Here is an 8,983-nt window from a genome sequence, read left to right on the forward strand (position 1 = left end):
TGAAGTCATTTAAATAGTGGTTTTAGTCGATATGTATAGCACTTTTACGGTGTAAAAGTAGCAACACCTATTTCATTAATTTCATCATTTGTAGGTGCTTTACTTAAAATTTCTGCTGGGGCAACATCTTTACGTAAATTCATTTGAGCTTCAGTACGAATTAAATCACCGCGTAAAGAGTTAGGTAGTGCTTCTGTAATACGCACATCAACAAACTGCCCAATAACAGTATGCGGGCCAACAAAGTTAACTACACGGTTGTTTTCAGTACGTCCACGTAATTCCATAGGATTCTTTTTAGAAGGGCCTTCTACTAAAATTCGCTGTTCGGTATCAAACATTTTTCTGCTGATATCTTGAGCCATTTGGCTTATACGATTTTGTAAAAGATATAAACGCTCTTTTTTCTCTTGCTCAGTTACATCATCTGGTAAGTCTGCTGCTGGTGTGCCTGGGCGTGCGCTATATATAAAGCTAAAACTCATATCATAGCCAATGTCACTGATAAGTTTCATCGTTGCTTCAAAGTCTTGGGTTGTTTCGCCAGGGAAACCTATTATAAAGTCAGATGACATACATAAATTTGGACGAACTTTTCTAAGGGCACGAATTGTTGATTTGTATTCAAGTGCTGTATGGCTACGTTTCATTAAAGCTAAAATGCGATCTGAACCTGATTGAACAGGAAGATGTAAATGGTCGACTAATTCAGGAACATCTCGGTAAGCTTCTATAATATCGGGTGTAAATTCAACAGGGTGAGAAGTGGTATAACGAATTCTGTCGATGCCATCAATTGCTGCAATGTAACGAATTAAATCTGAAAAATAACAAATGTCACCCGTATGAGTTTCACCCCTATATGCATTTACGTTTTGACCTAGTAAATTTACTTCTCTAACATTTTGTTCAGCTAGTTGCGCAACTTCTAATAGTACATCATCTAATGGGCGACTAACCTCTTCACCTCGGGTGTAAGGTACAACACAAAAAGTACAATATTTAGAGCAGCCTTCCATAATAGAAACAAATGCTGTGGGACCATCTGCTTTAGGCTCGGGCAAACTGTCAAATTTTTCAATTTCAGGAAATGAAATATCAATAACTGAACCTGACTTACTTTGAACTTGTTTAATCATTTCAGGTAAACGGTGTAAAGTTTGTGGGCCAAAAATAACATCAACAAATGGTGCGCGTTTACGGATGGTTTCACCCTCTTGAGAAGCAACGCAACCACCAACACCTATCACAAGCTCAGGTTTATCATCTTTTAATAATTTCCAACGACCTAATTGATGGAATACTTTTTCTTGTGCTTTTTCACGAATAGAGCATGTATTAAGTAAAATTACATCTGCTTCTTCTGGTACATCTGTGAGTGCGTAACCATTTGTTGCATCTAATAATTCAGCCATTTTCTGAGAGTCATATTCATTCATCTGACATCCCCAGGTTTTTATATGTAGCTTTTTACCCATACTATTTTCTATTGCCTCGTGCTTTTAATGATAGCTGCAATTTATCACAGCTTTTAACGCTCTTATTGGTATGACTTTAAGATCAGGAATAAGAGCTGGGCGCGTATTTTATAATACCAAATCAAATTTATCAAAGCATAACCTTGTTTCGTATTTTATAGTTGCAGCGTATAATACATATTATAAAGAGTTAGAATAAAATATTATGAAAAATCAAATTGTTATTGTTGGTGGCGGTATGGTTGGTGCAACAGCGGCAGTTAAGCTTGCAAAACAAGGCCACCAAATTACGCTCATTGAACATCAGGCTATAAAGTTAAATGATATTGACTCCGACAATATTCCCGATATTCGTATTTCAGCACTTAACCGTTTCTCTGAAAAATTATTAGATGAAATTGGGGCTATGGCTATTTTGAAACAAGGGCGTATTGCACCTTATACGCGTTTGTCTGTTTGTGAATCTCTAGAATCTAACCTTGAATTTAATGCAAGTGATATTGGTGAAAGCCATTTGGGTCATATTATTGAGAATAAGCTAATACAATCAGCTTTATGGCAACAATTTGAAAGATTCAATATCAAAGTCGTAGCGCAATCTGGAAAATTAAAAAATATAACTCAAAATAATCCTGAGAGTGAAAAAATAACGATTGAATTTGAAAACATCACATTTGAAGTTGATTTAATAATTGCTGCCGATGGCGGGCAGTCTCAATGTCGAAAACTTGCAGGTATAGGCTCTACAGGTTGGCAATACCAGCAGTCTTGCATGGGAATTTTAATCAAATTAAATGCGCCTCAACAAGATATTACTTGGCAACAATTTCAGCCTACTGGACCCGTTGCCTTTTTGCCTTTACAAGCACCATACGCTAGCTTGATCTGGTATCACCATAGTAAAACGTTAGATGAATTTAATCAGTTAAGTAAGCACCAACTTAAAGAAAAAATAATAGATCATTACCCTGAATTGGCGGGAGATTTTGAAATTATTAATCAGAGCGTATTTCCTTTAACACGATCACATGCTAATCAATACTTTAAAGGACGCTTAGTTTTGGTAGGTGATGCAGCCCATACAATTAACCCACTTGCAGGGCAAGGTGTTAATTTAGGTTTTAAAGATGTCGCTGCTTTAGCACAGGTACTTGAGAATGCTGATGATGTTGGCTGTAATAAATTATTACGAGAGTATGAAAGCAAGCGCCGAAACGCTAATTTATTAATGATGAGTGTGATGGATGCGTGTTACGGTGTATTTTCAAATGATATCAAACCATTAAAACACTTACGCCAGTTTGGATTGAAAGTGGCTTCAAAAACAGGTCCGATCAAAAACCAAATATTAAAATACGCAATTGGTGATTCATAAAGTATTAATAGTAATATCAATTGCACAGGTTTTATTGATTAGCTAAACTTAAATCATTGTTATTTATCACGACCTTCAAAGTGGACTAAAAATGAAAAAAATTGAAGCCATAATTAAACCCTTCAAATTAGATGATGTAAGAGAAGCGCTTTCAGAAATTGGTATATCAGGTATGACAGTATGTGAAGTGAAAGGTTTTGGTCGTCAAAAAGGGCATACCGAATTATATCGTGGTGCTGAATATATGGTTGACTTTTTACCTAAAGTTAAATTGGATATTGTACTGGCTGATGAAGATGTTGACCGTGCAATTGATATGATATTAAAAACAGCACAAACAGGTAAAATTGGCGATGGTAAAATATTTGTCACTGAGATTGAACGTGTTGTACGTATTCGTACAGGTGAAGAAGACGAAGAAGCAATTTAATTTTTGACTTTAAATTTTATCTGATGGCTATTAAAAAACGTGATAACTATCAGATAAGAGTGCAATTTACTTTAACCTTTTTTAAAAAGTAACATCGAAACCTAAATAAATTTGTCTTGGCACTCCTGGAGTTGACGCTACTCTGGTCCAGCTAGATGTTTCTTGACCTACGATAGGCTGGTCGTATTTTTTATCTAGTAAATTATCCACATTAAAGTGGATTTTTAAGTGTTTGTTAACTTTGTAGTTACCGCCTAAATTTAATAACCAAAACTTGTTCATTTCAAATTGTTTTCCATTATTATCTGTTGCCGGAAAACGGTAATTATTTGGATGAAACTTTGCTTTACCTGTGTACTGTATTTTTACATATAAGGTTAAATCATCGTTTAACCATTTGCTATCGAGACCTAATTTAGCTTGTACTTTAGGGTTATGTATTAAGTCATAAGTGGAACCATTATTTGTTGTATCTGTTGTTTCACCATCAATATAACTAATTGATGCGTAAAAGCTTAAAGCATCATTAAACTTATTTTTAACTTCTAAATTGATACCATCAATGATAGTTTCACCAGAATTAATTGTATGCTGAGTTACAAATATATAGTCTCCCAACTCATCAGTTAAATGTTCAATTGATTTTACTTGTCCTTGCATAATTAAATTATTAATTTTTGTATGAAAAAATGATGTCTCAAAAGAATAGTTTTTGAAGCTTTTTCCAAAGTTAAATTCGTAATTTGTTGTTTCTTCTGGTTTTAAGTTGGGGTTTGGTACCTGTTGTGAATCTCTGGGAATTATAAAAGTATTAAACGTAAAAAATGGAGCGGGGGCCAAATAACTGGTACTGATTATACCTTTGGCAAACCAGTTTGTATTTTCATCATAATAATTAGTTACAAACCTTGGATTAAAAGTAGAGCCATATCGGTTATGTTCATCAAATCGACCTCCCAAAGTAAAAGAGAGCGTATCTGAAAACTCATACTGACCTTGGTAGAAAAACCCCATGTTATTTTCGCTTAAATTATGAAACTTTTGCACATCATCTATTTCAGTTGAAAATGAATTGTTATATGAACCAGGTGTATCTAAATTTGCTGATTTAGGTAATAAATCATTTGTTGTTAATGAAATACCCAGTACAGAGTGAAGCTTGTTGTTTATGGCAGACCAGGAAACCCTTTCTTCAATTTTTGTACGGTTGCCAAAATTTAGTTTATAAGTGCGAGTGCCCACACCCCTTGGCTCTAAATTATCACTATAAATACGAAAAGGAGCCATATTTGGTCTGCTCCAATGGGAATTAGGATCTAACTGATTTCTAGTATGATCTACAAGAGACTCTAAAAAAACACCATCACTGAACTCGTATTTATGATTTAAGAAAAAGCCGAGTTGTTTAAATATATAATTACCTGCTTTATTATTTGCTTCATAAGTTAACGGAGACCAGCCAAGTTGAGTGTGTGTTTTAAACCTTTGATAATAAGTTTGCATTGACCAGTTACCAAGCTCAAACCTTAATTTGGCCGTTGTGCTTTCTTCTGTAGGGTGATAAAGATGTGAACGTTCATCTTTTGGAAAGAATGTAAAACCTGCATTGATCCCTGGGCCATCAGGGTAGCGACTATAAAATTGTTCAAAATTGGAGAAATCAATACCATCAGTTTGGTATTTATCTAATAAGAAAGATGTTTTTAATTTTCCTAATTTACCTAAATATTGTATATATGCTTTTTTTTCATTGTAGCGGCCATAATCTATACCTGCTTGCCAAATTGCACTTTCATTTGTTTGGGTTGAAATCATGTTAATTGTCATACTCACTGTATCGCTTCCATATAAAGCAGATGCAGAGCCATAAATCACTTCAATTTGTTCTACGTCATTTAAGGGGTATAGGTAAGGTGTAATATGCAAAGGTTGAGAGTCAGGATGGTTTAGCCTTTGGCCATTCCACATTAACACGATTTTGTTATTACCTCGGATCCCTCTTACGATCATTTCTGAAGACCCTGAATCTGGTGAGGCTGAATATAAAGATAGACGCACTGAGGGTAAATCTTTTAAAACATCGGATAAGTATCGATAATTTCTGTCTTTAATGAGGGTTGAGTTGATTACTGTTACTTTAGCCGGTGCTTGTACCGCTGATTGTGTTCTTAAAGAGGCTGTGTTTATTTCATATTCAAGTAAGTCTTCAACAGAAAAACTAAAAATATCATCTTGAGTATTACTTTCATCTGCATATGTAATAGTACTAAAAAATACCGATAAGGGTATGATAAAAGGCAAAAAAGAAACTATGTTTGATTTCATTTGATTCACTTAGAAAATTCATTTTATTTTTTTATCTATATGAAATAAATACATTTAACGCCTTAATAAAGCTAGTGCAAATTTCAAGAATGTCAAAGTAAGTTGTTTTAACCTCCTTGTGCAAATAAGAATCAGTTACTAATCTTTAGTTTTATTAAAAGGATTTAATATGAATACTTTAACAAGGATATTGTTATCTATAATTTTGTGTGTAAATTTTATAGGCGAAATAGTCTATGCTGGCCACACGAGTACAAAAACCGAAAATATTTTCACTAAAGGATATTGCGTTAAAGCTGAGCTTGATGGTATTCATCAAGATATACCTTTAGGAGAATGTGCAAGTTATACTTTTGAACGCTTGCCAACTACTGGAGACCTTCCGTCATGTTCATGGAATGCGCCTGAAATAGAGCAAATAGATGACATTTGGTGGTGGATCCAAATCAGTCAAGAAGTTGCTGGTGTTAACCCTGATACACATGAATATGACTGTGATTTTTCTTGGACTAGTGGAACTTTATATGACCATTGGGAACATAAATGGGGAATATTTGAGAGAGTATGTTTAAAACCTTTTAAATACTCTGAAAGTGCAAAAGCGTGCATTGTTTATTGCCCACCGGAAAAACCAATATTTGATGAAAATTTAGGTCAATGTGTAGGAAATATTTCACAAGTACAACAATGTGATGCACGCTCTGGCAATCCCATAGATACCTATCGAGGTGAAAAAGTACAAAAGTTTATAGATTTTAGCCAAAAAACCTCTCTACCATTAGCATTTATTCGCTCCTATAAATCTCAAAGGGCAGAAGAACCGCGTCGTGAAACATACAAAAAAATTAAAACCTCTAATTGGAAAAAAATTATTCAACCCAGTTCTTATACTGGGCCTAAAGTTTCTTTTTATAAAGGATCTGAAAATAATAAACAAGGGCATATTCAGTGGCGACATAATTATCAAATTTCACTATCTGAATATAATAATGGGGAAAATGTTGCAATTGAACTCGCTGATGGCAAGGTGCGTCGGTTTATATTTCTTGGTGGCGGTTATGTGCCATATTTTAGAAATGCAGATAGCCTAACCAAAGAAGATAACCAATGGCGTTACATAGCCAAAAATACACAGCAATTTATTTTTAGTCTAACGGGTAAGCTTTTAAAAATAGAAGATGGTAATGGTCAATCTTTATCATTTACATATGGCACAAATGAAAAGTTAAGCAAGGTCACTAATATCCACAATGAAACGTTACAGTATTTTTATAATGAAAATTTATTATTAAGTGAAGTGAAGCTACCTGACACTAATCGTATTTTATATAAATACGATGAAGGTAATAATTTAATTTCAGTTATTTACCCTGATGATACAGTAAATGATTTATCTGATAACCCAACAGAAAACTATGTATATGATGATACATTTAGATTATTAAGTATACGTGATAAAAAAGGCATTGATTATGCCTCATGGCAATACAATTCAGCTGGACAGGCTATGAGTTCTCACCATATTGGAGGTGTAGATGCTATTTCAGTTAATTATGATCCCATCAATAAAACATCTACCGTAATGAGTGCGAATGGAAAAACGAAAAAAATTACATTTAGAAGTAATGGTAGAATCGAAAGGGTAGTAGGTGATAGTTGTAGTACTTCTGGTATTCAAAGTGAAATGACATTTACCTATGATAATAACGGGCGGGTGAAAACTAAAACTGATGAAAATGGCATTATGGAGGTCATTAGGTATAACGTACAGGGCTTTATTTTAAATAAAACCAAATCTTTTTATACCGAAAATGAGCAAAAAACCAGTTTTGAATATGATGCAGTTTATTTAAAGCCTACAAAAATTACTTATGCGAATGGTTTAGTTGAAATAACTGAATATGGTAATGCAGGGCGAATAGAAAGCCATACCTTGATGGATGGTACTCATAACAGAATGACACGGTACTATTATAACGTTGATGGTTTATTAACTTCTGTTGATGGACCAAGAACTGATGTTGATGATATTTATAGCTATGAATACGATGATAATAATTATTTGAAAAAGATTACAAACCCTTTGAATCAAAGTATTCAACTGGGCTCATATAATGCCTTTGGTCAAGCAACTCAAATAACAGATGAGAATGGTGTATTAACTGAGCTGACTTTTGATATCAATGGTCGGTTAATTCAATCAAAAAAAGAAGAGCGTATCAGTACTTACCAGTACGATATATTAGGACAAATTACGCAAGTATCATTAAATGGATTACAAATTAATTATAAATATAATGATGCTCGTAGGCTAATAGCTATAACTGATAACGCAGGTAATAGCATTAAACTTTCATATGATTTAATGGGGAATGTTACGCAACGCGATATTGAAGGTAATGATAAAGTTATTAAGCTGACTCAAAAAAGTGCTTATGACATATTGAACAGAGTAAGTAAAACGACCAATGCGCTGGGGCAAAGTTGGATTAATGAGTATGATGTTGCAGGCAGTTTGATTAAAAAAATATACCCTAACAATACTCAGGTTGAGAATACTTTTGATACTTTAAATCGCGCAACTGAAAGTTTGGACCAAGCAAAAAGTGCAACAAAGTTTGAATATAATAAACTAGATCAGCTAACAAAATTAACTGATGCACTGGGGCGAAGCACTGAATATGAATACAATAAGTTTGGAGATTTAATTAAACAAATAAGCCCAGATACGGGCATTACATCTTTTACCTATGATAGTGCGGGTAATATGTTAAGCAAAACAGATGAGAGAAAAGTGACCACTTCTTATCAATATGATGCGCTAAATCGAATTTCAGCAATAATGTACGCTCACATTAGTGACAACATAAATTTTAGTTATGATGCATTATCACTCGAAAGTGAAGTCAATCATTTCAGTATTGGACGGCTAAGTAAAGTAACTGAGCTTACAGGCGATAAAACTTATTATTACAATGCTTATGGTGAGATAGTTAAAGAAATTACAATAATAGACTCGCATAGTAGTATCACAGAATATAGTTATAACTTCCAAGGAAAACAAAAAAGCATCACTTATCCAAGTGGTCGTGTTATTAGTTATAACTTCAATGTATTAGGTCAAGTCTCTCAAGTGAGCAGCGCTTTTAATGGTGCGATGCAGACTTTAGCATCCAATATTGAATATTTACCATTTGGACCAATGAAGAGGCTAACTTATGGTAATGCTAAAACGCTCAATCAAATATATGATAAAAACTATCAACTCAATCAAAAACAAATAAGTGGTATTTTAGATAAGTCATATGCTTATACTAACCTGAATTCTGGATAAGAAGTGAACTTATTGCCCACCTAGCGATCAGATCTTTCGAC

General features: G+C 33.9%; 5 protein-coding genes. 3 read left to right on the top strand and 2 right to left on the bottom strand.

Going from position 1 to position 8,983, the window contains the following annotated elements:
• Window positions 1-44 precede the first annotated feature (44 nt).
• Window positions 45-1,478 carry a tRNA (N6-isopentenyl adenosine(37)-C2)-methylthiotransferase MiaB gene (gene miaB, locus BM088_RS02655; RefSeq protein WP_091979643.1) on the bottom strand — a complete coding sequence of 478 codons (1,434 nt, stop codon included), beginning with the start codon at window positions 1,476-1,478 and terminating at the stop codon, window positions 45-47.
• 205 nt (window positions 1,479-1,683) lie between these two features.
• Here miaB and BM088_RS02660 point away from each other — a divergent pair, with 205 nt between their 5' ends.
• Together BM088_RS02660 and glnB are read left to right on the top strand one after the other, a co-directional pair.
• On the top strand, window positions 1,684-2,853 hold the full coding sequence (locus BM088_RS02660; RefSeq protein ID WP_091979645.1) for an FAD-dependent oxidoreductase: 1,170 nt from the start codon (window positions 1,684-1,686) through the stop codon (window positions 2,851-2,853).
• Between the two features lie 91 nt (window positions 2,854-2,944).
• Complete coding sequence (gene glnB, locus BM088_RS02665) at window positions 2,945-3,283, top strand: nitrogen regulatory protein P-II (RefSeq protein WP_091979647.1); 339 nt, start codon at window positions 2,945-2,947, stop codon at window positions 3,281-3,283.
• Between the two features lie 81 nt (window positions 3,284-3,364).
• Here the strand turns inward: glnB and BM088_RS02670 are convergent, their stop codons facing one another.
• Window positions 3,365-5,608, bottom strand: coding sequence for a TonB-dependent receptor (locus BM088_RS02670; RefSeq protein WP_091979649.1), 2,244 nt, complete (start codon window positions 5,606-5,608; stop codon window positions 3,365-3,367).
• A 169-nt stretch (window positions 5,609-5,777) separates the two neighbouring features.
• Here BM088_RS02670 and BM088_RS02675 point away from each other — a divergent pair, with 169 nt between their 5' ends.
• Window positions 5,778-8,942, top strand: coding sequence for a DUF6531 domain-containing protein (locus BM088_RS02675; protein ID WP_091979651.1), 3,165 nt, complete (start codon window positions 5,778-5,780; stop codon window positions 8,940-8,942).
• The last annotated feature ends 41 nt before the right edge of the window (window positions 8,943-8,983 follow it).

The sequence above is a fragment of the Pseudoalteromonas denitrificans DSM 6059 genome, from assembly GCF_900112265.1.
GTDB classification, from domain to species: domain Bacteria; phylum Pseudomonadota; class Gammaproteobacteria; order Enterobacterales; family Alteromonadaceae; genus Pseudoalteromonas; species Pseudoalteromonas denitrificans.